General features: G+C 60.5%; 20 protein-coding genes and 1 pseudogene. 15 read left to right on the forward strand and 6 right to left on the reverse strand.

Annotated elements, in window-relative coordinates:
* Positions 1 to 148: 148 nt before the first annotated feature.
* The 3 genes from grxD to BBF94_RS08705 form a co-directional block, all read right to left on the reverse strand.
* Positions 149 to 490 (reverse strand): Grx4 family monothiol glutaredoxin, encoded by a 342-nt coding sequence (gene grxD / locus BBF94_RS08695; RefSeq protein WP_065258631.1) that lies wholly within the window; start codon positions 488 to 490, stop codon positions 149 to 151.
* 97 nt (positions 491 to 587) lie between these two features.
* On the reverse strand, positions 588 to 2,693 hold the full coding sequence (locus tag BBF94_RS08700; protein ID WP_065258632.1) for a molybdopterin oxidoreductase family protein: 2,106 nt from the start codon (positions 2,691 to 2,693) through the stop codon (positions 588 to 590).
* Between the two features lie 132 nt (positions 2,694 to 2,825).
* The gene (locus tag BBF94_RS08705) at positions 2,826 to 3,116 is read right to left on the reverse strand and encodes a hypothetical protein (RefSeq protein WP_065258633.1); all 291 of its coding nucleotides are present in this window, start codon (positions 3,114 to 3,116) and stop codon (positions 2,826 to 2,828) included.
* 392 nt (positions 3,117 to 3,508) lie between these two features.
* On the opposite strand from BBF94_RS08705, the gene argF reads away from it, so the two are divergent.
* Both argF and BBF94_RS08715 read left to right on the forward strand, forming a co-directional pair.
* Entirely contained in the window at positions 3,509 to 4,429 is a 921-nt protein-coding gene (gene argF / locus BBF94_RS08710; RefSeq protein WP_065258634.1) for an ornithine carbamoyltransferase, read from the forward strand.
* A complete protein-coding gene (locus tag BBF94_RS08715) occupies positions 4,426 to 5,535 on the forward strand; it encodes an ABC transporter ATP-binding protein (protein ID WP_065258635.1) in 1,110 nt (369 codons plus the stop codon). Before argF ends, BBF94_RS08715 begins: the two co-directional genes overlap by 4 nt.
* A gap of 46 nt (positions 5,536 to 5,581) precedes the next feature.
* Here BBF94_RS08715 and BBF94_RS08720 read toward each other — a convergent pair whose 3' ends face one another.
* Together BBF94_RS08720 and ybaK are read right to left on the reverse strand one after the other, a co-directional pair.
* Positions 5,582 to 6,364, reverse strand: a complete 783-nt coding sequence (locus BBF94_RS08720) for a PhzF family phenazine biosynthesis protein (RefSeq protein WP_065258636.1) — start codon at positions 6,362 to 6,364, stop codon at positions 5,582 to 5,584.
* Positions 6,365 to 6,453: 89 nt separating this feature from the next.
* A complete protein-coding gene (gene ybaK / locus BBF94_RS08725) occupies positions 6,454 to 6,924 on the reverse strand; it encodes a Cys-tRNA(Pro) deacylase (RefSeq protein ID WP_065258637.1) in 471 nt (156 codons plus the stop codon).
* Positions 6,925 to 7,285: 361 nt separating this feature from the next.
* Here ybaK and BBF94_RS08730 point away from each other — a divergent pair.
* The 4 genes and pseudogenes from BBF94_RS08730 to glpD all read left to right on the forward strand — a co-directional run bounded on the left by BBF94_RS08730 (position 7,286) and on the right by glpD (position 12,413).
* Positions 7,286 to 8,136: pseudogene (locus tag BBF94_RS08730) on the forward strand (MIP/aquaporin family protein).
* 78 nt (positions 8,137 to 8,214) lie between these two features.
* Positions 8,215 to 9,717 (forward strand): glycerol kinase GlpK, encoded by a 1,503-nt coding sequence (glpK, locus tag BBF94_RS08735; RefSeq protein WP_065258638.1) that lies wholly within the window; start codon positions 8,215 to 8,217, stop codon positions 9,715 to 9,717.
* Positions 9,718 to 9,812: 95 nt separating this feature from the next.
* Complete coding sequence (locus BBF94_RS08740; protein WP_065258639.1) at positions 9,813 to 10,568, forward strand: DeoR/GlpR family transcriptional regulator; 756 nt, start codon at positions 9,813 to 9,815, stop codon at positions 10,566 to 10,568.
* A gap of 306 nt (positions 10,569 to 10,874) precedes the next feature.
* Positions 10,875 to 12,413 (forward strand): glycerol-3-phosphate dehydrogenase, encoded by a 1,539-nt coding sequence (gene glpD / locus BBF94_RS08745; RefSeq protein ID WP_065258640.1) that lies wholly within the window; start codon positions 10,875 to 10,877, stop codon positions 12,411 to 12,413.
* Between the two features lie 55 nt (positions 12,414 to 12,468).
* Here the strand turns inward: glpD and BBF94_RS08750 are convergent, their stop codons facing one another.
* Positions 12,469 to 13,356, reverse strand: a complete 888-nt coding sequence (locus tag BBF94_RS08750) for a LysR family transcriptional regulator (protein ID WP_065258711.1) — start codon at positions 13,354 to 13,356, stop codon at positions 12,469 to 12,471.
* Between the two features lie 106 nt (positions 13,357 to 13,462).
* On the opposite strand from BBF94_RS08750, the gene BBF94_RS08755 reads away from it, so the two are divergent.
* The 9 genes from BBF94_RS08755 to BBF94_RS08795 all read left to right on the forward strand — a co-directional run bounded on the left by BBF94_RS08755 (position 13,463) and on the right by BBF94_RS08795 (position 23,560).
* Positions 13,463 to 14,830 carry an MFS transporter gene (locus BBF94_RS08755; RefSeq protein WP_065258641.1) on the forward strand — a complete coding sequence of 456 codons (1,368 nt, stop codon included), beginning with the start codon at positions 13,463 to 13,465 and terminating at the stop codon, positions 14,828 to 14,830.
* Positions 14,811 to 15,227 carry a DUF4440 domain-containing protein gene (locus BBF94_RS08760; RefSeq protein ID WP_065258642.1) on the forward strand — a complete coding sequence of 139 codons (417 nt, stop codon included), beginning with the start codon at positions 14,811 to 14,813 and terminating at the stop codon, positions 15,225 to 15,227. The genes BBF94_RS08755 and BBF94_RS08760 overlap by 20 nt, the downstream gene beginning before the upstream one ends.
* A complete protein-coding gene (locus tag BBF94_RS08765; RefSeq protein WP_065258643.1) occupies positions 15,224 to 16,156 on the forward strand; it encodes a PDR/VanB family oxidoreductase in 933 nt (310 codons plus the stop codon). Before BBF94_RS08760 ends, BBF94_RS08765 begins: the two co-directional genes overlap by 4 nt.
* 13 nt (positions 16,157 to 16,169) lie before the next feature.
* On the forward strand, positions 16,170 to 17,471 hold the full coding sequence (locus BBF94_RS08770; protein WP_065258644.1) for a Rieske 2Fe-2S domain-containing protein: 1,302 nt from the start codon (positions 16,170 to 16,172) through the stop codon (positions 17,469 to 17,471).
* On the forward strand, positions 17,452 to 17,934 hold the full coding sequence (locus BBF94_RS08775; RefSeq protein ID WP_065258645.1) for an aromatic-ring-hydroxylating dioxygenase subunit beta: 483 nt from the start codon (positions 17,452 to 17,454) through the stop codon (positions 17,932 to 17,934). Before BBF94_RS08770 ends, BBF94_RS08775 begins: the two co-directional genes overlap by 20 nt.
* Positions 17,935 to 17,962: 28 nt before the next feature.
* Positions 17,963 to 19,663: an NAD(P)/FAD-dependent oxidoreductase gene (locus BBF94_RS08780; RefSeq protein WP_141676565.1), complete on the forward strand. Its 1,701-nt coding sequence runs from the start codon at positions 17,963 to 17,965 to the stop codon at positions 19,661 to 19,663.
* Positions 19,664 to 19,694: 31 nt separating this feature from the next.
* Positions 19,695 to 21,032, forward strand: coding sequence for an amidase family protein (locus BBF94_RS08785; RefSeq protein ID WP_065258647.1), 1,338 nt, complete (start codon positions 19,695 to 19,697; stop codon positions 21,030 to 21,032).
* Positions 21,033 to 21,100: 68 nt separating this feature from the next.
* Positions 21,101 to 22,369 carry a tryptophan permease gene (gene mtr, locus BBF94_RS08790; RefSeq protein WP_065258648.1) on the forward strand — a complete coding sequence of 423 codons (1,269 nt, stop codon included), beginning with the start codon at positions 21,101 to 21,103 and terminating at the stop codon, positions 22,367 to 22,369.
* A 264-nt stretch (positions 22,370 to 22,633) separates the two neighbouring features.
* Positions 22,634 to 23,560, forward strand: coding sequence for a glutamate/aspartate ABC transporter substrate-binding protein (locus BBF94_RS08795; protein ID WP_065258649.1), 927 nt, complete (start codon positions 22,634 to 22,636; stop codon positions 23,558 to 23,560).
* Positions 23,561 to 23,699 lie beyond the last annotated feature (139 nt).

The raw sequence follows: 23,699 nt of genomic DNA on the forward strand, positions 1-23,699 counted from the left end.
CACTAAAAAGCCCCGCCCTCTTTCGAGAGGCGGGGCTTTTTATTTGCCATGTCTGCAGGAACGGCTTGCCAGCGAAACAATAACCGCGGTTCAACCATTGCACCGCGTCATCGTTCTTCGCGAGCAGGCTCGCTCCCACGGCAAGCAATCACGCTTCGGACTTGGCCGCAGCCGCCTTGGCGGAAGCATCCTTGATCAGGGTCTGCAGCTCACCGTTGGCGAACATTTCAGCCATGATGTCGCTGCCGCCGACCAGTTCACCGGCTACCCACAGTTGCGGGAAAGTCGGCCAGTTGGCGTACTTCGGCAGGTTGGCACGGATTTCCGGGTTCTGCAGGATGTCGACGTAGGCGAACTTCTCGCCACAGCCCATCACAGCCTGCGCAGCTTTCGCGGAGAAGCCACACTGCGGGGCATTCGGCGAGCCTTTCATGTAAAGCAGAATGGTGTTGTTGGCAATCTGCTCTTTAATCGTTTCGATGATATCCATGGAGCACCTCGGCTGAACTTTCCGACTCGTGGGTCGGCACGGTGGCGCATTGTAACGGAATCCCGAGTTCCCTGCTCGGTCTCCCCGACAGACTTGCTCAAGCCGCCACCACGGTCACCGGCACACCGTTGAGCGCCGCGTTGCCCGACAGCTCGTCGAGCCGGCATTCATCGGTCAGGTCGTTGGCGCTGGAACCTGGCTGTCCGCTGGCAATCGCCATCTGCACACCCGGGCGCGCATGACCCCAGCCGTGGGGCAGACTGACCACCCCCGGCATCATGTCCGCACTGCCGAGCACTTCGACCTCGACCTGGCCGACCCGTGAACTGACCCGCACCAGCTGCCCGTCACTGAGTCCGCGACTTGCGAGATCCTCCGGATTCATCAACAACTGATGACGCGGCTTGCCCTTCACCAGTCGATGATAGTTGTGCATCCACGAGTTATTGCTGCGCACGTGACGTCGACCGATCATCAGCAGTTCACCGGCAGCCGGCGCCTGCAAGGCGGAGAAACGCGCCAGATCGGCGAGAATTTCCGGCGGCGCTGCCTGGACTCGTTGGTTCGCGGTCTTCAATCGCGGTGCCAGGTTGGGCTTCAGCGCCCCCAGATCAACGCCGTGCGGATGATCGAACAGCGTCGCCAGGGACAACTTGTGCTCGGATGCGTCGCCATACCGTCCCATGCGCAGGCCCATGTCGATCATCTTCGCCGGCGGCATGGTCGGCTTCAGTTCCTTGTCAGTCTTCGCCGCAAAGGCTTCGGCCAGGCCGACAAAGATCTCCCAGTCGTGCAGAGCGCCTTCGGGTTTGGCGAGGATCGCCCGGTTGAAACGGGTGACGTTGCGCACCGCGAACAGGTTGAACGTGGTGTCGTAGTGATCGTTCTCCAGCGCCGAGGTGGACGGCAGGATCAGGTCGGCATAACGGGTGGTTTCGTTGATGTACAGGTCAACGCTGACCATGAACTCCAACCCGTCCAGTGCCTGTTCCAGTTGCCGGCCATTGGGCGTGGACAGCACCGGGTTGCCGGCCACGGTGATCAACGCGCGGATCTGCCCTTCGCCTTCGGTGAGCATCTCTTCGGCCAGCGCCGAGACCGGCAATTCACCACCGTACTCCGGGCGCCCCGAAACACGACTTTGCCATTTGTTGAAATGCCCGCCCGAGGTGGATGCGACCAGATCCACCGCCGGCTCGGTGCACAGGGCACCGCCAACGCGGTCGAGATTGCCGGTCACCAGGTTGATCAATTGCACCACCCAATGGCACAACGTGCCGAAGGCCTGGGTGGAAACGCCCATTCGCCCGTAGCAGACCGCGCTTGGCGCAGCGGCAAAATCCCTGGCGAGTTGGCGGATCCGTTCGGCCGGCACGGCACACAACGGGCTCATCGCTTCAGCGGTGAACCCCGCCACCGCTGCACGCACCTCGTCCAGGCCGTCCACCGGCAAATGGCTGTCGCGGGTCAGGCCCTCGCCGAACAAGGTATTGAGCACACCAAACAACAAGGCCGCATCGCCGCCGGGACGCACGAACAGATGCTGATCGGCCATCGCTGCCGTCTCGCTGCGTCGCGGATCGACCACCACCACTTTGCCGCCTCGGGCCTGAATCGCCTTCAGGCGCTTTTCCACGTCCGGCACGGTCATGATGCTGCCGTTGGACGCCAGCGGGTTGCCGCCCAGGATCAGCATGAAATCGGTGTGATCGATATCCGGGATCGGCAGCAGCAAACCGTGGCCGTACATCAGGTAACTGGTCAGGTGATGCGGCAGTTGGTCGACGGAAGTTGCCGAGTAACGATTGCGGGTTTTCAGCAGGCCCAGAAAGTAATTGCTGTGGGTCATCAACCCGTAGTTGTGCACGCTCGGATTGCCCTGATACACCGCGACCGCGTTCTGCCCATGACGCGCCTGAATCGCCGAGAGCTTTTCAGCCACCAGCTCAAAAGCCTCTTCCCAGCCGATTGGCAACCACTCACTGCCGACCCGGCGCATGGGCTGGCGCAGGCGATCCGGATCGTTCTGGATGTCTTGCAGCGCCACCGCCTTGGGGCAGATGTGCCCGCGACTGAACGTATCCAGTGCATCGCCCTTGATCGAGGTGATCTGCACATGGCCGCCGGTTTCGGTGGTTTCGATGCTCAGGCCGCAGATGGCTTCGCACAGGTGGCAGGCACGGTGGTGGAGAGTCTTGGTCATGGCCAGTCTCTGTCTTGTTCTGGGCAGGCCGTAACGCCTGCGGGAACAAAACTATGGCCCGTGGCCGGGGGCCGCGCCAGCGACGTTCGTCTTGTGAATCGACGGCCATCAGGCAAGCCGATACTGGCGCAATCAGTTGGAGGGCAACTGCGGCGGCGCTGCCAGCTGGATTTCCTGAATGGTTTCGATCTGCTCGTGGGCGACGTGCACCCCGGTGAGTTCGCCGATCAGGCGCCAGTGCTCGTCGAGCCCGGTGCTGATGGTCGCCATGCGATCGATCATGTGGCGCCCGGCGGTCTTGACCACTTCGTCCTCACTGCGCAGCAGTTCGAAAGACAAGGAGGTGACCGATGCGGTCAGATGAGTCAGTGAGCGAGCCGTGTGGCCCAGCAATTCCATTAACAGTTTTTCTTTCGATTCCATGCGGAGGCTTCCTGCGTCGCTCGTGAGTTATTTATAACCCAGCACTTTGCTTTAGCAAATGTTTCAGGTCTGACATCCGACCAGCGCTTCCATGGCCGACCGGTCGCAAACCGACCAGGCCTGCTCCATCCCCGCCCTGCCTGATTGCCAAGCCCGGCGACGCCAGTGTACAAAGGTCCGGAATCCGCCTCCGAACCGACACTTCAAGCGACCTCGTCACCGCTGCTTGATCCGCAAGAATCGCAGCCTATTGGAAAAACGCGACATTTAGTGTCAATATCGCGCCTCCCCCTATTTCGTCGCCCCGTGCGGCTTACGCCGCAGGTCTCGCCCGTTGTTCCGAAAAACAAGGCTTTGAGCATCTGCGGTTTGTAACAAAAAGGTAGTCAATGATGAGCGCAAGGCACTTTCTCTCCCTGATGGATTGCACGCCCGAAGAGCTGGTCAGCGTGATCCGTCGAGGCGTTGAGCTCAAGGACCTGCGTAACCGCGGCGTACTGTTCGAGCCTCTGAAAAACCGCGTCCTGGGGATGATCTTCGAGAAATCCTCGACCCGTACCCGGATCTCCTTCGAGGCCGGCATGATCCAGCTCGGTGGCCAGGCGATCTTTCTTTCGCCGCGCGACACTCAACTGGGCCGTGGCGAGCCCATCGGCGACTGCGCCATCGTCATGTCGAGCATGCTCGATGCGGTGATGATCCGTACCTTTGCCCACAGCACCTTGACCGAATTTGCCGCCAACTCCCGCGTGCCGGTGATCAACGGCCTGTCCGATGACTTGCACCCGTGCCAGTTGCTGGCCGACATGCAGACCTTCCTTGAACACCGTGGCTCGATCCAGGGCAAGACCGTGGCCTGGATCGGCGACGGCAACAACATGTGCAACAGCTATATAGAAGCGGCGATCCAGTTCGACTTCCAGTTGCGTGTCGCCTGCCCTGAAGGCTATGAGCCAAACCCCGAGTTCGTGGCAAAGGCCGGCGACCGGGTGACCATCGTCCGCGATCCGAAAGACGCTGTGCGCGGCGCGCACCTGGTGAGCACCGACGTCTGGACCTCCATGGGTCAGGAAGAGGAAACCGCCAAGCGTCTCCAGCTGTTCGCGCCTTTCCAGGTCAATCGCGCCCTGCTCGACCTGGCCGCCGAAGACGTGCTATTCATGCACTGCCTGCCCGCCCACCGCGGTGAGGAAATCAGCCTCGACCTGCTCGATGATCCGCGCTCCGTCGCCTGGGATCAGGCAGAAAACCGTCTCCACGCACAGAAGGCCCTGCTCGAGTTCCTCGTCGAACCGGCATATCACCACGCATGAGTCATGAATTACTGCTGAACCTTCGCAACCTCGCTTGCGGCTATCAAGATCAACGTGTGGTGCAGAACCTCAATCTGCACCTCAACGCCGGTGACATCGGTTGCCTGCTCGGCTCGTCCGGTTGCGGCAAGACCACCACCCTGCGCGCCATCGCCGGTTTCGAACCGGTGCACGAAGGGGAAATCCAGCTTGGCGGTGAAATCATCTCCAGCGCCGGCTTCACCCTCGCCCCGGAAAAACGCCGGATCGGCATGGTGTTCCAGGATTACGCGCTGTTCCCGCACCTGAGTGTCGCGGACAACATCGCCTTCGGCATTCGCAAACATCCGGACAGGGAGCGTGTCGTCGAAGAAATGCTCGAGCTGGTCAACCTGAAGCACCTCGGCAAGCGCTTCCCGCACGAACTGTCCGGCGGCCAGCAACAACGTGTCGCCCTCGCCCGCGCCCTGGCGCCGGAACCACAACTGCTGCTGCTCGACGAACCGTTCTCCAACCTCGATGGCGAACTGCGGCGCAAGCTCAGCCATGAAGTACGTGACATCCTCAAGGCCCGAGGCACCAGCGCGATTCTGGTGACTCACGATCAGGAAGAAGCCTTCGCCGTCAGCGATCACGTTGGCGTGTTCAAGGAAGGCCGGCTCGAGCAGTGGGATACGCCGTACAACCTCTACCACGAACCGGCAACGCCGTTTGTTGCCAGCTTCATCGGTCAGGGTTACTTCATTCGCGGCCAGCTCGGCAGCCCGGAATCGGTGCACACCGAACTCGGCGAACTGCGTGGCAATCGCGCCTACACCTGGCCGACCGGCGGCGCGGTGGATGTGCTGCTGCGTCCGGATGACATTGTCTATGCGCCGGACAGTGCGCTGAAAGCGCGGATCGTCGGCAAGACCTTCCTCGGTGCCTCGACGCTGTACCGCCTGCAACTGCCAACCGGCGCGCAACTGGAATCGATCTTCCCGAGCCATGCTGACCATCAGGTCGGCGTGGATGTCGGGATTCGTGTGGCAGCGGAACATCTGGTGCTGTTCCAGGCGTCCGGCAGCACGGCCGCACACATTCCGGCCGTGGAGAACGGTGTTCGCCGCTACAGCACCGCACTCTGATCCACATAAAGAAAAGGGAGCCTGATGGCTCCCTCTCTTTTTTGCCTCAACCCAACATCAAGGTGCCGCTCGCAACGAGCGTCGCATTGCCGCCGATCTTCACCCGCTCGCCCTCCAGCCGACAGAACAGCTCCCCGCCCCGCGCCGAACGCTGGCACGCAGTCAGGCTGGTTTTACCCAGACGTTTTGACCAATACGGAATCAGACTGCAATGGGTCGAGCCGGTCACCGGGTCTTCATTGATGCCGATGGCCGGTGCAAAGTAGCGCGAGACGAAATCATGCTGATTGCCTCGGGCCGTGACGATGGCGCCCAGCCAGGGCAGTTTGGCCAGAGCAACCATGTCCGGCGTGCAATCGAGCACCGCCTGCTCGGACTCCAGCACTACGAACAGCTCATTGGAACTCAGAACATCCACCGCCTGGACATTCAGCGCCCGCTCGATTTCCACGGTGACGCCTTTCTCTACCGCCTCAATGGCCGGAAAATCCAGCCACAACCGGCCGCCTTCGCGGCTGACACTCAACGGCCCGGACTTGCAGGTGAAATCCAGACGTTCGGCCGTTTCCTTGTAGATCTCGTACAACACATAAGCACTGGCCAGTGTGGCGTGACCACACAACGGCACCTCGGTGGTGGGCGTGAACCAGCGGATATGCCAGGCCTGGCCTTCACGCACCAGAAACGCGGTTTCCGCCAGGTTGTGTTCGGCGGCGATCTTCTGCATCAAGTCGTCCGCGAGCCAGGCGTCGAGGCGATAAACCATCGCCGGGTTGCCACTGAATGGCCGATCACTGAATGCGTCGACCTGATGAAACTCGAGCTGCATAACCTTCTCCCTGTGTCAGTCGAAAGAGCATGCGGCGCAGGAAAAATCAGCGCCAGTGACAGAACCGGACAATTTTCTTCATACAGAGATCAGGCACGACCGATATCGGCGAACTTCGCCTGGGTGTGTTCGGCCAGGACGGCGGGCGCCAGTTCGACTTCCAGCCCACGTCGCCCGGCACTGACATAAATGGTCGTAAAGCCCTCGGCGGAATGATCGATGAAGGTCCGCAAACGTTTTTTCTGCCCCAGCGGACTGATGCCGCCCAGCAGATAACCCGTGGAGCGTTGCGCTGCGGCCGGGTCGGCCATTTCAACTTTTTTCACTCCAGCGGCATGGGCGAGCCCCTTGAGGTCGAGGCTTCCGACGACCGGCACCACCGCCACCAGCAATTCACCTTTTTCACTGGCCGCCAGCAGCGTCTTGAACACCTGCGCCGGCTCCAGCCCCAGTTTTTCCGCGGCCTCCAGTCCGTAGGACGCGGCCTTGGGGTCATGTTCGTAACTGTGCACGCGATGTTCGGCACGAACTTTTTTCAACAAGTCCAACGCAGGGGTCATGGCAGCTCCAGGCTCGGCAGTGGCAAAAGATCCTGCGCCGGATTCTAGGCCATCGCCACATAAAAGGCTCTATTGCGCGCCACGTTTCCCGTGACTTGCAGGCCGACAAGAGGATCGTCGGTCAGGTGACCTGAAGGATCATTCACATGACTGATAGTTTATTTGTGACTGACGGTTCACTTTCGACCTTTGACAGCTTTGTTTCTTGTCTATATTTTTTCGAATCTGAATAATGTAAGAATTATCGTCATCGCAGCAGCCAGCAGTAAACCGGGATCAGGATGGGGATCCTGCCCCGGCGAAAATCGCGCCTTGCCCTGTCGGCAAACGCGCCAGACAACAACAAAAACCGAGGTTTTCAATGACAACTGCGTTACAGCAACCATCGCTCTCGAGCCAGTGCCTGGCCGAGTTTCTGGGTACTGCACTGCTGATATTTTTCGGTACGGGCTGCGTCGCCGCGCTCAAGGTCGCGGGTGCGAGCTTCGGCCTGTGGGAAATCAGCATCATCTGGGGCGTCGGCGTGAGCATGGCGATCTACCTCACTGCCGGTGTTTCCGGCGCACACCTGAACCCGGCCGTCAGCATCGCCCTGAGCATTTTTGCCGACTTCGAAAAGCGCAAACTGCCGTCCTACATGCTTTCCCAGGTCGCCGGCGCCTTCTGCGGCGCGCTGTTGGTTTACACGCTGTACAGCAATCTGTTCTTCGATTTCGAACAGACTCACCACATGGTTCGTGGCTCGGCCGCCAGCCTGGAGCTGGCGTCGGTGTTCTCCACCTTCCCGAACCCTGCCCTGTCGACCGCCCAGGCATTCCTGGTCGAGGTGATCATCACCGCGATCCTGATGGGTGTGATCATGTCTCTGACCGACGATAACAACGGCCTGCCAAGAGGTCCGCTGGCGCCGTTGCTGATCGGTCTGCTGATCGCCGTGATCGGCAGTTCGATGGGCCCGCTGACCGGTTTCGCGATGAACCCGGCCCGGGACTTCGGTCCGAAACTGATGACTTTCTTTGCAGGCTGGGGTGAAATTTCCTTCACCGGCGCCCGTGAAATCCCGTACTTCCTGATTCCTGTTTTTGCACCGATTGTCGGTGCTGCCTCGGCGCTGCCGGGTATCGCGGGCTGATTGCCCGTCACCTGACCGGCGCCACACCTGCTACAAAGGATGCAGAACCGGCCATTGACGGCAAACCAAGAACCTCTTGAAACAGTCGGCGCGGGTTCCTGCCCATATCGAGCCCGCGTCACGGCCCACTCTCCCTTATTTCGTCCAAGGCAATCGACATGACCGACATTCAGAACAAGAACTACATCATTGCCCTCGATCAGGGTACGACCAGTTCCCGCGCAATCATTTTCGACCGCGATGCGAACGTGGTCTGCACCGCACAGCGCGAATTCGCCCAGCATTACCCGCAGGCCGGCTGGGTCGAACACGACCCGATGGAAATCTTCGCCACCCAGAGCGCGGTGATGGTCGAAGCCCTGGCCCAGGCAGGGCTGCACCACGACCAGGTGGCCGCCATCGGCATCACCAACCAGCGTGAAACCACCGTGGTCTGGGACAAGACCACCGGCCGCCCGGTCTACAACGCGATCGTCTGGCAATGCCGCCGCAGCACCGAGATCTGCCAGCAGCTCAAGCGCGACGGGCATGAAGACTACATCCGCGACAACACCGGCCTGGTCACCGACCCGTACTTCTCCGGCACCAAACTGAAGTGGATTCTCGACAACGTCGAAGGCAGCCGTGAACGCGCCCGCAACGGCGAGCTGCTGTTCGGCACCGTCGACAGCTGGCTGATCTGGAAATTCACCGGCGGCAAGGTGCACGTCACCGACTACACCAACGCCTCGCGCACCATGCTCTTCAACATCCATACGCTTGAATGGGATTCGAAGATGCTGGAAATCCTCGACATCCCTCGCGAAATGCTGCCGGAAGTCAAAGCCTCCTCGGAAATCTACGGTCGCACCAAGAGCGGCATCGCCATCGGCGGTATCGCCGGTGACCAGCAGGCTGCACTGTTCGGCCAGATGTGCGTGGAGCCGGGCCAGGCAAAAAACACCTACGGCACCGGTTGCTTCCTGCTGATGAACACCGGTGACAAAGCGGTGAAATCACAACACGGCATGCTCACCACCATCGCCTGCGGCCCGCGCGGCGAAGTGGCTTATGCGCTGGAAGGCGCGGTGTTCAACGGCGGTTCGACCGTGCAGTGGCTGCGTGATGAACTGAAAATCGTCAACGACGCCCACGACACCGAATACTTCGCCAATAAGGTGAAGGACAGCAACGGCGTCTATCTGGTGCCGGCCTTCACCGGTCTGGGCGCCCCCTACTGGGATCCGTATGCCCGTGGCGCGCTGTTCGGCCTGACTCGCGGCGTGCGTGTGGATCACATCATTCGCGCAGCCCTGGAATCGATCGCCTATCAGACCCGCGACGTCCTCGACGCCATGCAACAGGACTCCGGCGAACGCCTGAAAGCCCTGCGCGTGGACGGCGGTGCGGTGGCGAACAACTTCCTCATGCAGTTTCAGGCCGACATCCTCGGCACTCAGGTCGAGCGCCCGCAAATGCGCGAAACCACTGCATTGGGTGCGGCATACCTGGCAGGTCTGGCATGCGGTTTCTGGGGCAGCCTGGAAGAACTGCGCGGCAAGGCAGTGATCGAGCGCGAATTCGCACCGAGCCTGGACGAGGCGGCAAAAGAGAAGCTGTATAAAGGCTGGAAAAAAGCCGTCAGCCGTACCCGTGACTGGGAACGCGAAGACGCCGAATAAGCCACGAACCGGACTCGTATCCGTATGTAACTGGTAGGGAGGAGATTCCTGCGGCATCATGGGCAAATTTTGCACGGCAGCCCAAAGGAAGCCCCATGAATCTGCCTCCCCGTCAGCAGCAAATCCTCGAGCTGGTCCGCGAACGCGGCTATGTGAGCATCGAGGAAATGGCCACGTTGTTCGTTGTTACCCCGCAAACCATCCGCCGCGACATCAATCAGCTCGCGGAAGCCAATCTGCTGCGTCGCTACCACGGCGGCGCCGCCTATGATTCCAGCGTCGAGAACACCGCCTACGCGATGCGCGCCGATCAGATGCGCGATGAGAAACAACGCATCGGTGAAGCCGTTGCCGCACAGATTCCCGATCACGCCTCGCTGTTCATCAACATCGGCACCACCACCGAATCCATTGCCCGCGCCCTGCTCAACCATAGCCATCTGAAAATCATCACCAACAACCTGCACGTCGCCTCGATGCTCAGCGCCAAGGATGATTTCGATGTGCTGCTGACGGGCGGTAACGTACGTCGCGACGGTGGCGTGGTAGGTCAGGCGAGCGTGGACTTCATCAATCAGTTCAAGGTCGATTTCGCGCTGGTGGGCATCAGCGGCATCGACGAGGACGGCAGCCTGCTCGACTTCGATTACCAGGAAGTGCGGGTATCCCAGGCGATCATTGCCAATGCGCGACAGGTGATCCTGGCAGCGGACTCCAGCAAGTTCGGGCGGAACGCGATGATCCGTCTCGGCCCGATCAGCCTGATCGATTGCCTGGTCACCGATCAGCAACCGGTACCGGCCCTGGCGCAACTGCTGAGTCAGCACAAGATTCGTCTCGAAGTCGTTTAATCCCCCCTTTGTTTCTCGTTCCCACGCTCTGCGTGGGAATGCAGCCCGGGACGCTCCGCGTCCCATTCAAAAGATGACGCAGAGCGTCAAATGTATGCATTCTCACGCGGAGCATGGGGACGATCACTCCTGCTCCGGCGCCTTATGAGCATCTAATGTTCGAAAATTTTCTTTTAACCGCCCTTCGATGAGTTTTTTCAATCGAAGCCGACTGGCTGCGCGCGTCTTTATGGGCTACCATTTTCGCAAATGAACATTTATGTTCGATTTCCAAGACAGAAAACCAAAAGAGCCCGAGGCCAGCCGATGTCCACCTCTACCTTGCGTACGCCCCCTCTCTCCGAGATCTACGATATTGCCGTCATCGGCGGCGGGATCAATGGCGTGGGGATCGCAGCGGATGCCGCCGGTCGCGGTCTCTCGGTGTTCCTTTGCGAAAAGGACGATCTGGCCAGCCACACCTCGTCGGCCAGCAGCAAGCTGATCCATGGCGGCCTGCGCTACCTCGAACATTACGAATTCCGCCTGGTGCGTGAAGCCCTGGCCGAGCGTGAAGTGTTGCTGGCCAAGGCCCCGCATATCGTCAAGCCAATGCGTTTCGTGCTGCCGCACCGTCCGCATCTGCGTCCGGCATGGATGATCCGTGCCGGCCTGTTCCTGTATGACAACCTCGGCAAGCGCGAAAAACTCGCCGGTTCGAAAAGCCTGAAGTTCGGCGCCGACAGCGCACTGAAAAGCGAAATCAGCAAAGGCTTCGAATACTCCGACTGCTGGGTCGACGATGCCCGACTCGTCGTATTGAACGCCATGGCTGCTCGCGAGAAAGGCGCGCACATCCACACCCAGACCCGTTGCGTCAGCGCCCGTCGTGCCAAGGGCCTGTGGCACCTGAACCTGGAACGCGCCGACGGCAGCCTGTTTTCGATCACCGCCAAAGCGCTGGTGAACGCCGCCGGCCCGTGGGTCGCCAAGTTCATCCGTGACGATCTGAAGATGGAGTCGCCTTACGGCATCCGCCTGATCCAGGGCAGCCACATCATCGTGCCGAAGCTGTACGAAGGCGAGCACGCGCACATCCTGCAGAATGAAGATCAGCGCATCGTTTTCACCATTCCGTACCTGAACAACCTGACGCTGATCGGCACCACCGACCGCGAGTACACCGGCGACCCGGCCAAAGTGGCGATCACCGACGGCGAAACCGATTACCTGCTCAAAGTGGTCAACGCTCACTTCAAGAAGCAGATCAGCCGTGAGGACATCCTGCACACCTACTCGGGCGTACGCCCGCTGTGCAACGACGAATCCGACAACCCATCGGCCGTGACCCGCGACTACACCCTGGCGCTGTCCAGCAGCACCGAAGAAGCGCCGCTGCTGTCGGTGTTCGGCGGCAAGCTGACCACCTACCGCAAACTGGCCGAATCGGCGATGGCGCAATTGATGCCGTTCTTCACACAGATGCGCCCGAGCTGGACGGCCACCGCCACCCTGCCCGGCGGTGAAGACATGACTACGCCGCAGGCCCTGAGTGCACTGATCCGCGACAAGTTCGACTTCGTTCCAAGCGAAATTGCCCGCCGCTGGGCCACCACCTACGGCAGCCGGACCTGGCGCATGCTCGAAGGCGTGGACACCCTCGCCGACATGGGCGAACACATCGGCGGCGGCCTCTACACCCGTGAAGTCGATTACCTGTGCGCCGAAGAATGGGCAACCACAGCCCCTGACATCCTGTGGCGCCGCAGCAAACTGGGCCTGTTCACCACCCCGGCCGAGCAGGAAAAACTGGCGGCCTACCTGAACCAGGTCGAGCAGAACCGCAACAAGATCGAAGCGGCCTGATCTTCAGGCCACTCAAACGAAAGCCCCTGAATCGCGAGATTCAGGGGCTTTTGTGTTACTGCGCCAGGTGCAGCAGGAGGAAATCGATGAACGCCCGGGATTTGTGTGGCAGATGCGCGGTGTTGGGGAAGACGACGTTGATCGACTGCGAAGGCAACGCATACGCCGGCAACAAGCGAACCAGGCGTCCGCTGGCGATATCATCCTCGACCACCCAGCCCGGCAGCACCGAGACGCCGAGCGAAGACAAGGTCATCGAACGAATCGCCGTCGAGGAATTGGATTCGAAATGGCTGGTGCCATTGACCTCCACCGCACGCCCCTGATCATCGCGCAAAACCCATTGCGTAGGCGCCTGCAGATTGCTGTTGGCAATCCAGGGCACACCGTTCAGATCCTGCGGCTGCGCCACCGGGTGACGTTCGAGAAATGCCGGAGTCGCCACCAGCACGATCTGATAATCCGCCAGCTTGCGACTCTTGAAGGCCGAATCCGCCAGATTGCCAAGACGCACTACCAGATCCAGTTTTTCCGCCACCAGATCATTCAACGAAGAGTTGAAGTTGTAGCTCAGGCGAATTTCCGGATAACGCTCGCTGAATAACGGGATCAACGGAAGAATGAACTTCTCGCCATATTCACTGGTTGAACTGATTCGTAACTTTCCGGAAACCCGGTTATTACCCTTGAGCACATTATCAAAGGCATTATCGATATCGGCGACAATGCCCTTGAACTCTTCATAAAAGTCCTGACCTATTTCAGTCAGCGATATGTTTCGGGTATTGCGGATCAGCAGCGTCGCCGAAAGAACTTCTTCCAGCGCCTTGACATGCAGGCTGGCCATGGCTTTGCTGATACTCAGATAGTTCGCGGCCTTGGTGTAAGAACCGAAGTCGACTACGGCAAGAAATGTCTGAACCCGATTCAGATGAGCATGCATGGCGGTAGCGTTCACTGTTTAATTCCTTCAAACATTGTTTCAAGGATAGTCGTATCGACACTCCAAGTCCATCGCCCCTATGCTTTGCGACAAAGAGGAAACAACAATGAACTATCGCTACAAGATCGCGCTGATCTTTCTGATCGGCTTTTTTATTGACTGCATAAACATATTCATGTCTGCCGTGGCATTGCCAAGTATCTCGGCAACATTGCAAGTAAGCAGTTCTTCGGTGGCCTGGGTGGCCAATGCCTACATCCTCGGTCTGACGCTGATCATTCCTGTCAGCACCTGGCTGGCCGGACGCTTCGGCAGCCGCGAGATTCTCACCGCCTCTATGCTGGTGTTTACCGGGTCCGTGTGGATGTGCGGGCTGGCCGACAGCTTCCATGAACTGGTGATCTGGCGCTTCGTTCAGGGCATCGGTGGCGGGTTGCTGATTCCGGTGGGCCAGGCGTTGACCTTCAACCTGTTCCAGGGCGAGCAACGGGCGAAAATTTCCACGCTGGTGATGGCCGTGGCCCTGATCGCCCCGGCGATTTCGCCGACCGTCGGCGGCATCATCGTCGACAGCAGTTCGTGGCGCTGGGTGTTCTACAGCAACATTCCGTTTTCGCTGATCGCCGCAGGACTGTCGTGGTTCTGGATCCGCGAAGCCCGCCCCACCAGCCTGCCACGCCCGGACATCCTCGGCCTGCTGCTGGTCAGCGCCGCCCTGGGCAGCCTGCTGATGGGCATGTCGCTGTATGGCGGCGACTATCCTGCCATCGAAGCCATTGCCTGTGTCGCGGCAGGCCTGATGTTCGTGGCGCTGTACCTGCTGCACTACCGCCGCAAAAGCGACGCGATCATTGACCTGAGCCTGCTCAGGAGCAAAAAGCTCAGCACCTCGATCTTCATCTATTACGCGATTCCCGGCGTGTTCACCGGGGTCAATCTGATGAGCATCTTCTTTCTGCAGAACACCCTGCACTTCAGCGCACGCCTGACCGGCATGTTCATGATCCTCTACGCCATCGGCGCATTCATCGCGATGCTCATCTGCGGCCGGGTCTACAACAGAATCGGCGCCCGGCGCCTGTTCACCCTCGGCATGCTGCTGCACAGCGCCGGCATCGCCACCCTGATGCTGGTGGACGCACCGACCGATATCGGGGTCATCGTGATCGCCTACAGCCTGATGGGCATCGGCGGCGGGATCGGCGCAAACACCGCGCAAACCACCTCGCTGATGGACTTCAAGGGCGCTGAAACGCACAAGGCCAGCGTGATCTGGAACATCAACCGGCAGATGTCGTTCAGCGTCGGCGCGGCCCTGTTTCTGATGATCTACAACCTGCTGCTCAAACAGTTCGACTCGACCCCGGCCTATCACGCCACGTTCGCGATTGCCGCGCTGGTCGGACTGTTCCCGCTGTTTCAAATGAGTCAACTGAACCCTCCAAAGGAATGCCATGAACAACAACCCGGTTGAACAAGCACGCCACAGCATCCACCACGTGCATGAGCTGATTCATCGTGTCTTCACCAATGCCGACGGCGCCGGCGAATCCGCCATCGCGCCGCTGATGGATGTCTTCAGCGAAGACTTCAGCATGGTCACCACCTCGGCCGCCGTCGTCGGTCGGGCCCAGGTCGAGCAACTGTTCAAAGGCGCGGTCGGTGCCCGACCAGGCCTTGAGATCGATATCAGCGACCTGCACACGATCTGGCACGAGGGCCCGACCGTCGCCCTGCGCTACAAGGAAACCCATCGCCAGAACCAGCGCGAGACTTCGCGCATTTCCGTGGCGATCCTGCGCGTGCATCAGCACAGCACCCGCTGGCTGTACCTGCACGAAACGCCGCTGCCCCAGGAAAACCCGGCATGAATTACACCGTTACCCATTGCCGGATGCTGTCGGCATCGATCAAGGAAATCACCGTCAGCGGCGCCCCCGCCGCTACGGAATCGGCCCACGCCGGGGCGCACTTCAAATGGCTGATAGCGCCTTCGGGCGAATGGCGTCATTACTCCACCGTAGAGCTGGGTGACTGCGCCGAAGGTCAATTCACCTTCGCCATCCGTCTCAGTGACAAATCCGCCAGCAGCCGCTACCTGCGCTCGCTGGCGGTCGGAGATCACGTGCAGCTTGAGGGCCCGTTCAACACCTTCAACTACCCGCTCGACAGCCGGACCGGCCGCGATATCGCCATCGCAGGCGGCATCGGCATCACCCCGTTGACCGGCATCCTGCGCCATCTGACAGCGCTGGAGCGTTCGGCACACCTGCATTACTTCGCCCGCAGCGCTGACGATGCAGCCTATGCCGAAGAGCTGCGCGCACTGTTGCAGGAACGGATGAGCCTGCACCTGTCCGGTCAACGCCCGGCGATTCACCAGGTGCTCGCCGATTTGAGCCCCGAAGACCGGCTCTACGTCTGCGGCCCGGCGGCGATGCTCAACGACATCCTGAGCCATGCCGAATCCGCCGGACTGCCCCGCGATCGCATCCATCTGGAAGTGTTCAACGTCGCCACGGACGAAAGCGCCAAAGGCTTCACGGTCGAGGCGGCGGATTCCGGCGTGAGCATCGAGGTCGGCCCCGACCAGAGCTTGCTCGAAGCCCTCGAAGCCGCCGGCCTCGACCCGATCTCCGACTGTCGTCGCGGCGAGTGCGGTGTCTGCGCGCTGGACGTGCTGGAAGGCGACGTCGAGCACCGGGATTTCATCATGAGCGAACAAGAAGCGGCCTGCAGCGCACGGATCTATCCCTGCGTTTCCCGGGCGAAAAGCCAGCGCCTGAAACTGGCGATCTGAAGAGGACTCCCCGTTGGACAACTATTTCAATGGCAGAGAAGTGCACAAGTCTCTGTTCCTTGATCAACAACTGTTCGAACAGGAGCAGCAGCGTGTCTTTGCCGCCAGCTGGTGCTACCTGGGCCACGACAGCCTGATCCCCGAGACCGGCGACTATTTCACCGCAACCCTCGCCGGTCGACCGCTGGCAATGGTGCGTCAGAAGAACGGTGACATCGTGGTGCTGCACAACCGCTGCCCGCACAAAGGTGTGAAAGTGCTGGCCGAAGCACGTGGCAATGTGGGCCGCTTCATGCGTTGCCCCTATCACGCCTGGACGTTCAAGACCGACGGCGAGTTGCTGAGCATCCCGGTGAAAAAGGAATACGACGACTGCGACCTGAGCAGTTGCTCGGCCCACAAGGGCATGCAACCCGTCGCGGCGGTGCACAACTATCGCGGCTTTGTGTTCGTGCGCCTGAGTGAAACCGGTATGGGCTTCGACGAGTTTTTCGGCGAGTCGCTGTCGACGCTGGACAACATGGTCATGCGCTCTCCGCAAGGTCAGTTGCGTGTGGTCGGTCAACCGCTGCTGCACAGGCATCGCTGCAACTGGAAGATGGTGGTCGACAACCAGACCGACACCTGCCACCCGATGATCGCCCACGAATCCTCGGCGGGCGAAGCCATCCGCCTGTGGAAGGAAACCGGCGACCAGAGCCGGCCCGTGCCGATGGCCGTGGAGTTGTTCTCGCCGTTCATGGGCTCGTACGAATTCTTCGCCGGCATGGGCATCCGCGTCTGGCCCAACGGCCATGGACACACCGGGGTCAGCAACTCGATCCACAAGGCCTACACGAGCATTCCCGGTTATTGGGAACTGATGGTGGAAAGCTACGGCGAAGACCAGGCCCGGGCCATTCTCGACGACACCCGTCACAACACCGTGTATTTCCCCAACCTGATGGTCAAGGGCCCGATCCAGACCCTGCGGGTGATCCGCCCGGTGAGTGCGCAGGAAACCGTCGTCGAGTCGTGGATCTTCGAACTGCAAGGTGCCCCGGTGCAGTTGCTGGAGCGGACCGTGCAGTACAACAACCTGATCAACTCGCCGTGCTCGATGGTCGCCCATGACGATGTGGAAATGTACGAGCGGGCCACGGAAGGTCTGCACAGCGATGCCAACGAATGGATCAACGTCGCCCGCCTGTTCGAACCGGGCGAGACCCACGACCAGACGCGCGTGGTGTCCGGCACCAGTGAACTGGCGATGCGCAACTTTTACGACACCTGGCAAAACCTGATGCGGAACGACCATGCACCACGATCAAACTGAACGGGCCATCGAGCGTTTGCTCGAGACCGAAATGCACCTGCTCGACCAACAGGACTTTGAAGCCTGGCAACAATTGCTGAGCGCCGACTACACCTACTGGATTCCGATGACCCGCGAACAGCGCAGCCCGCTGCACGAGTCCTCGTTGGTGTATGAAGACCGCTTTCTGACCACCCTGCGCATCAATCGTCTGGCCAATGCCCGCAACTTTTCCCAGCAGCCGAAAAGCCGCTGCCTGCACATTGCCCAGCGACCACGGATCACGATTGAAGAGCCGTCGTACAGCGCCGTCGCCAGCAGCAACCTGCTGTATTGCGAAGCCCGTGGCGACCGTGAATGGCATTACCCGGCCACCGTCGAACATCGTCTGATCAACCTCGACGGCGAGTGGAAAATCCAGGGCAAGAAAATCCTCTTGCTCAATCCCGACCGCGCACTCGAAAGCCTGCAGCTCATCATCTGACCGACCGAGAATTACCCCTGTGAACTCCATGAACAATCCTGCCGGCCAGGCTACCGCGTGCCTGTCTTTCCCCTATGTCGACCTGCTTTACGATTACGGTCAGTTCCTGCGCAACGCCGACCAGGCCATCGGCTGCCTGCCGGCGCACACCGCGGAAAAACACATTGGCATCGTCGGCGCCGGCCTGACCGGGCTGGTGGCGGCCTATGAATTGCTGCGTGCCGGTGCCCGTCGCGTGACCCTGTTCGAGGCCGAGGAAAGCCATATCGGCGGCCGTTTGCTGACCCAGTGCTTCGATGCAGAACAACCGCAGTTCATCGCGGAAATGGGCGCCATGCGCTTTCCGCCGAGCGAGGTCGGGCTGTTCTATTACCTGAACAAATTCGGCATCCAGACCACCGAAGCCTTTCCCGATCCGGGGGTGGTCGATACCGAACTGCATTACCGTGGCGAGACCCACCACTGGCCCGCGATGCAGCCGCCGCCGGCATTGTTCAGTACCGTGCACCAGGGCTGGAATGCCTTTCTGCGCGAAGGCGCCGTACTGGACGACGGCACCCACCTTGCCCCGCCGCTGCTGCTGACCGATTTGCTCAAGCAACACAACTTCCGTGAAGTGCAGCCGGAATGGCAACGCTATCTGGACTGCTTCGGCGACAGCTCGTTCTACTCGGCCATGGTGCGCATCTTCACCAGCCAGAACCCGCCGGGCGGCAAGGCCTGGCGCAAACCGGAAGACTTCCACCTGTTCGGCTCGCTGGGCATCGGCTCCGGTGGTTTCCAGTCGGTCTATCGCGCCTCGTTCACCGAAATCCTGCGTCTGGTGGTCAACGCGCTGGAAGTCAATCAGCGGCTGGTGCCGAACGGTATTTCTTCGCTGGCAGAACTGATTGCCGACACCCGCTTCAACGGCATGCAACTGCGCGACATGATCTGCCGCACGCGCATCGAATCGATCAACAAGGGCGCCGACGGGCAAATCCTGCTGGCCGGCAGCAACGGCGAAACCTATGCCTGCGACCGGGTGATCACCACCACTACGACCCGCGCCTTGCAGGTCAATCTCAAGCTCACGCAGAACCAGGCATTCGTGAACCGTGACGTGGCCCGGGCGATCAACGAAACCCACATGGTCGGCTCGTCCAAGCTGTTCATCCTGACCAAAGACAAGTTCTGGCTCAAGCACGGCCTGGCGCAGAACATCCAGACCGACACCCTGGTCAAAGGCGTGTACTGCCTGGATTACGCCCCGCAGGATCCGGACTCCTGGGGCGTGGTGCTGATCAGTTACACCTGGGAAGACGACTCGCACAAGATGGTTTCCATGACCGACAAAGTGCAGCGCTGCCTGCGGCTGGTGGATGAACTGGCGATGAGCGCACCGGAATTCGCCCGCCACCTGGTTCCGCTCGACGGCGACTATCAGCGCTACGTGCTCGAATACGACTGGCTGACCGACAAGCACGCCCTCGGCGCCTTCAAGCTGAATTTCCCCGGCGACGACATCTATTCCGAACGGCTGTTCTATCAGTTCCGCACCGCCCTCGATCCGCGCCAGGACACCGGTCTTTATCTGGCGGGCTGCGGCGCATCGTTCACCGGCGGCTGGGCCGAAGGCTCGATCCAGACGGCCCTGAACGCAGCGTGTTCGGTCATCAGCAGCCTGGGTGGCGATCTGATCGACGGTAATCCGCTCGACGGTCTGGTCCCGCAATACCGCTACTGCTGATGGCGCCCTCCTCTTTTCGCCGAGACCTTCCATGTACAGTCAGTTTTCCATCGAACAGCTCGTCAACGGATTGCGCCGTGGCGAGCTCTGCCTCGACACCTGGCAGCAAGCCCTGCGCGAGCGCCACGAAAAAACGCAGCATCTGAACAGTTTCATCACCTTCGATCCGACCGCGCTGGGCTATGTCCCGGATGCCGATCGCCTGGCGCCGTTGTACGGGCTGCCGGTGTCCTTCAAGGACAACATCAATGTCCGCGGCATGCCGACCACCGCCGGCACGCCCGGCCTGGCCGATTACCGGCCGCAGAACGATGCCGGCATCGTGGCGCGCTTCAAGCAATTGGGCGCGCGCGTGGTGGGCAAGAACAACATGCACGAACTGTCGTTCGGCGTGACCTCGGCCAACCATAGCCATGGCAGGGTCATCAACCCGGCGAACGAACGTCACAGCGCCGGCGGCAGCAGCGGTGGCTGTGCCGCCGCCGTCGCCGCCGGGCTGGTGCCGTGCGCGGTGGGCACCGACACCGGCGGTTCGGTGCGCATTCCGGCGGCCTTCTGTGGAATCGTCGGCCTGCGCCCGACCACCGGCGAGTATCCGGCCGACGGCATCGTCCCGGTCTCGCAGACCAAGGACACCCCGGGCCTGCTGACACGCACGGTGGAAGACTGTCGGTTCGTCCACGGCCACCTCACCGGCCAGCACGTCACGCCGCTGCGCGAGGATCGACCGCTGCGCATCGGCCTGCCCGAACGCTTCCTCTGGGCCGACCTGGACGACAACGTCAGCCGTGACTGCCGCGTCGCCATCGATGCACTCGCCAGCAACGGCGTTGAAATCGTACCGATCAACGACGCGGTGATCGGTGAGATCAACGAATACATCCAGTTTCCGCTGCCGATCTACGAATTCTTCATCGATTTCCCACGCTTCCTGATGAAGGAAGGCCGTGGCGGGGATTTTCTCGACGTCCTGGCGCAAATCGCAGATCCCGGCATCAAGAAAATCCTCACCACGCAACTGGAGAGCCCGGCAATTTCCTACACCGATTATGTGCAGGCATTGATGGGCAAAGTCCGGCTGGAGCAGGAGTACCGGCAGCTGTTCGGGCATCACCAACTGGACTTGATGGCCTACCCGACGGTCAGTTGCAGCGCGCCGCTGCTGACTGATTGCGCGGATGAAAGCCATTTCGAGCGTTTCGTGCGCAATACCGACCCGGCCAGCAATCTCGCAGCGCCGAGCATCACCGTGCCGGTAGCGGCGCCGGATGCTCTGCCGGTGGGCCTGTCGTTCGATGCATTGCCGGGGCAGGACCTTTTCCTGTTGCAGGCCGTGAGCCGGCTGTCAGCACCGTTGAACATCCGATGAACGCCGCTCGCCCCGAGAGGGGCGAGCTGGATCGAATCCTCCATAACAATATCTATGCAGGCCCTGCCATGCGTGCCACCTCACTCGATTCACCCGCTTCATCCTCCGCCCTCGAACGGCCCCCCTCGATCCTGGGCGGGGCCATGATCATCGGCGGCACCATCGTCGGCGCGGGAATGTTTTCCCTGCCGGTCATCATGTCCGGGCTATGGTTCTACGGTTCGGTCGCGGTGCTGGTGTTTGCCTGGTTCTGCACCCTGCATTCGGGCCTGATGATTCTCGAGGCCAACCTCAACTACCACGAAGGGGCGAGTTTCTCGACCATCACTCGTGATCTGCTGGGGCATGCCTGGAGCCGGATCAACGGTCTGAGCATCGTCTTCGTGCTCTATACCCTGACCTACGCCTACATTTCCGCCAGCGGTTCAGTGATCCATCACACCGTGCAGTCCATGGGCATCTCGCTGTCGCCGCGCCTCGGCGGGCTGGGTTTTACCGTGCTGGTGGCGTTCATCGTCTGGCTCAGCACCTCGGCGGTGAGCCGGATGACCACTGTAGTGTTCGGCGCAAAGATCCTGGCGTTTTTCCTCACCTTCGGCGGTCTGCTCGGCCATGTACAAGCGGCCACGCTGCTCGACCTGAACGGCGGCGACAGCCGTTATTGGCCCTATCTTCTGGTGACCCTGCCCTTCTGCCTGACCTCGTTCGGTTTCCACGGCAATGTGCCGAGCCTGATGAAACATTTCGGCAAGGATCCTCGGCGCATCCGCGCCTGCCTGCTGGGCGGCACGCTGATTGCGCTGGGCCTGTATCTGGTGTGGATGCTGTGCAGCATGGGCAATATTCCCCGCGAAGCCTTCAAGGACATCGCCCGGCGCGGCGGCAACATTGATGTGCTGATCAGCGCCCTCGGTTCGCGCCTGGACAGCGCCCATGTCGACCTGTTGCTGACCTTCTTCTCCAACTTCGCCGTGGCCTGCTCGTTCCTCGGCGTGACCCTGGGCCTGTTCGATTATCTGGCCGACGTACTCGGCTTCGACGATCAACCCATGGGCCGCCTGCGAACCGCTGCCGCCACCTTCCTGCCGCCGATGTTCTGCGGGTTTCTCTGGCCGGAAGGCTTCATTCATGCCATCGGCTTCGCCGGGCTGGCCGCAACGCTCTGGGCCGTGATCACCCCGGCGCTGCTGGCCCGCGCCTCGCGCACACGCTTTGGCAGCCCGCATTACCGGGTCTGGGGCGGCACGCCCATGATCGCTCTGGTGCTGTTTTTCGGGGTGATCTGCGCGGTCTCGCACCTGCTGTTTACCCTGGACCTGCTGCCCGTCTGGCGCTGAGTGGTCGGCATTCGGTTTTCCGAACGCGACCTGTCGGTCGGTTCGGATAACCGGATCAGAAATGTCCAAAAAAGCCATCACAAAACTTTAATCATCATAAAAATCAACCAGTTAACCTGTCGCAACTGGTCTGGCACGACTCATGCTCTACACTCCTTCGACGAATGCCTGTTGCGCCAGCACAACAGGAGCCGTCAGGCATTCGAAGTACAAAAGGGCCCGCTCAACCGGCTCCATAAAAAAAACAATGTCGAGGAAAATTTGATGCGCATCGTTCCCCATATCCTGGGCGCAGCCATTGCTGCCGCTCTGATCAGCACACCAGTTTTCGCTGCCGAGCTCACCGGCACCCTTAAGAAGATCAACGATTCCGGCACCATCACCCTCGGACATCGTGACAGCTCCATTCCGTTCTCCTACCTCGCCGATGCTTCGGGCAAACCCGTGGGCTACTCCCACGACATTCAGGTCGCTATCGTCGAAGCCCTGAAAAAGGACCTGAACAAGCCCGACCTGAACGTCAAATACAACCTGGTGACCTCGCAGACCCGTATCCCGCTGGTGCAGAACGGCACCGTGGACATCGAATGCGGTTCCACCACCAACAACGCCGAACGCGCCCAGCAGGTCGCCTTCACCAACAACATCTTCGAAATCGGCACCCGTCTGCTGGTCAAGAAAGACAAGGAAGGCAAGCCTTCCTATGCCGACTTTGCCGATCTGAAAGGCAAGAACGTCGTGACCACCGCCGGCACCACCTCCGAGCGCATCATCAAGGCGATGAACGCCGACAAGCAGATGGGCATGAACGTCATCTCCGCCAAGGACCATGGCGAAGCCTTCAACATGCTGGAGAGCGGCCGCGCCGTCGCCTTCATGATGGACGACGCCCTGCTGGCCGGCGAAGAAGCCAAGGCCAAGAAGCCGGACGACTGGGTCATCACCGGCACCCCGCAGTCCTTCGAAGCCTACGCGTGCATGGTCCGCAAGGACGACCCGGCCTTCAAGAAAGCGGTAGACGACGCCATCGTCGCGCTCTACAAGTCCGGCGAGATCAACAAGATCTACAGCAAGTGGTTCGAAAGCCCGATCCCGCCGAAAGGTCTGAACCTGAACTTCCCGATGAGCGACAAGGTTAAAGAGCTGATCGCCAATCCGAGCGACAAGCCTGCACCCGACGTCAAGATCTGATACCTGATCTAACCTTGTTGCCTGAGGGAGCCAACCCTCCCTCGGGCGACAGTCAATACCTGCTGGTTTCAACTGGAACACTCGACCCGGTGGTTTTCGAGCCGATCGCGTGTGCCTGATTTTCACAATCAGGGCGGGA

This window comes from Pseudomonas bananamidigenes (assembly GCF_001679645.1).
GTDB classification, from domain to species: domain Bacteria; phylum Pseudomonadota; class Gammaproteobacteria; order Pseudomonadales; family Pseudomonadaceae; genus Aquipseudomonas; species Aquipseudomonas bananamidigenes.

Excerpts from the sequence above, each read along its gene's own strand:
- BBF94_RS08740 (WP_065258639.1), top strand. The coding sequence starts at position 9,813 with ATGAATCTGCCTCCCCGTCAGCAGCAAATCCTCGAGCTGGTCCGCGAA.
- BBF94_RS08775 (WP_065258645.1), top strand. The coding sequence starts at position 17,452 with ATGCACCACGATCAAACTGAACGGGCCATCGAGCGTTTGCTCGAGACC.
- BBF94_RS08720 (WP_065258636.1), bottom strand. The coding sequence starts at position 6,364 with ATGCAGCTCGAGTTTCATCAGGTCGACGCATTCAGTGATCGGCCATTC.
- mtr (WP_065258648.1), top strand. The coding sequence starts at position 21,101 with ATGCGTGCCACCTCACTCGATTCACCCGCTTCATCCTCCGCCCTCGAA.
- glpK (WP_065258638.1), top strand. The coding sequence starts at position 8,215 with ATGACCGACATTCAGAACAAGAACTACATCATTGCCCTCGATCAGGGT.
- glpD (WP_065258640.1), top strand. The coding sequence starts at position 10,875 with ATGTCCACCTCTACCTTGCGTACGCCCCCTCTCTCCGAGATCTACGAT.
- BBF94_RS08785 (WP_065258647.1), top strand. The coding sequence starts at position 19,695 with ATGTACAGTCAGTTTTCCATCGAACAGCTCGTCAACGGATTGCGCCGT.
- ybaK (WP_065258637.1), bottom strand. The coding sequence starts at position 6,924 with ATGACCCCTGCGTTGGACTTGTTGAAAAAAGTTCGTGCCGAACATCGC.
- BBF94_RS08715 (WP_065258635.1), top strand. The coding sequence starts at position 4,426 with ATGAGTCATGAATTACTGCTGAACCTTCGCAACCTCGCTTGCGGCTAT.
- BBF94_RS08795 (WP_065258649.1), top strand. The coding sequence starts at position 22,634 with ATGCGCATCGTTCCCCATATCCTGGGCGCAGCCATTGCTGCCGCTCTG.
- BBF94_RS08705 (WP_065258633.1), bottom strand. The coding sequence starts at position 3,116 with ATGGAATCGAAAGAAAAACTGTTAATGGAATTGCTGGGCCACACGGCT.
- argF (WP_065258634.1), top strand. The coding sequence starts at position 3,509 with ATGAGCGCAAGGCACTTTCTCTCCCTGATGGATTGCACGCCCGAAGAG.
- BBF94_RS08755 (WP_065258641.1), top strand. The coding sequence starts at position 13,463 with ATGAACTATCGCTACAAGATCGCGCTGATCTTTCTGATCGGCTTTTTT.
- BBF94_RS08760 (WP_065258642.1), top strand. The coding sequence starts at position 14,811 with ATGAACAACAACCCGGTTGAACAAGCACGCCACAGCATCCACCACGTG.
- BBF94_RS08700 (WP_065258632.1), bottom strand. The coding sequence starts at position 2,693 with ATGACCAAGACTCTCCACCACCGTGCCTGCCACCTGTGCGAAGCCATC.
- BBF94_RS08780 (WP_141676565.1), top strand. The coding sequence starts at position 17,963 with ATGAACAATCCTGCCGGCCAGGCTACCGCGTGCCTGTCTTTCCCCTAT.
- BBF94_RS08750 (WP_065258711.1), bottom strand. The coding sequence starts at position 13,356 with ATGCATGCTCATCTGAATCGGGTTCAGACATTTCTTGCCGTAGTCGAC.
- grxD (WP_065258631.1), bottom strand. The coding sequence starts at position 490 with ATGGATATCATCGAAACGATTAAAGAGCAGATTGCCAACAACACCATT.
- BBF94_RS08765 (WP_065258643.1), top strand. The coding sequence starts at position 15,224 with ATGAATTACACCGTTACCCATTGCCGGATGCTGTCGGCATCGATCAAG.